The organism is Pantoea sp. DY-5 (assembly GCF_019795955.1).
Taxonomy (GTDB): Bacteria; Pseudomonadota; Gammaproteobacteria; order Enterobacterales; family Enterobacteriaceae; genus Pantoea; species Pantoea leporis.
In genome coordinates this window covers 1-743 of record NZ_JAIMIE010000021.1, presented here as the reverse complement: position 1 = coordinate 743, position 743 = coordinate 1, and the positions used below count along the sequence as shown (strand labels likewise).

The window sequence follows — 743 nt, the reverse complement described above, 5'->3', positions numbered from 1 at the left end:
TAGCACGTCCTTCATCGCCTCTGACTGCCAGGGCATCCACCGTGTACGCTTAGTCGCTTAACCTCACAACCCACAGGCGTTTTGCAACGCTTGGGACTGTAGGCATTGAGAGACTCGAACATATCGCCGCTTCATTCTTATTACGGAGAATGAAGACGATACGTCGTTTCAATTTTCAGCTTGTTCCGGATTGTTAAAGAGCATAATACTTCGCAGCACACCGTTTCCGGCACGCTCTGAAGTATTGTTTTGAGTCACTGTAATGGTGGAGCTAAGCGGGATCGAACCGCTGACCTCCTGCGTGCAAGGCAGGCGCTCTCCCAGCTGAGCTATAGCCCCATACAGTTACTGCAGAGACCACTACTACCACTCACCAGGAGTCACATTTTTCTCACGAAGAATGCTAATTTCGTCTCAGGCAAGACAAAGTGTCGCGACGTATAGTTCATATACGGGCGGCGCTTTAACGCAGCATGAGGAGAAATTTGGTAGGCCTGAGTGGACTTGAACCACCGACCTCACCCTTATCAGGGGTGCGCTCTAACCACCTGAGCTACAAGCCTGTAGAGGTTTTTTCTGCTCGTTACTTTTTATCAGACAATCTGTGTGAGCACTGCGCGGGAAGGTATCTTCAGGTAAGGAGGTGATCCAACCGCAGGTTCCCCTACGGTTACCTTGTTACGACTTCACCCCAGTCATGAATCACAAAGTGGTAAGCGCCCTCCCGAAGGTTAAGCTACCTA

General features: G+C 50.3%; 2 tRNA genes and 1 rRNA gene. All 3 read right to left on the bottom strand.

Annotation, left to right across the window (positions count from 1 at the left end):
- Window positions 1–263: 263 nt before the first annotated feature.
- Window positions 264–339: transfer RNA gene (locus K5Y30_RS24745), tRNA-Ala, on the bottom strand.
- 147 nt (window positions 340–486) lie between these two features.
- Window positions 487–563, bottom strand: a tRNA-Ile gene (locus tag K5Y30_RS24740).
- Window positions 564–636: 73 nt separating this feature from the next.
- Window positions 637–743 (bottom strand): 16S ribosomal RNA (locus K5Y30_RS24735); the annotation flags it as partial.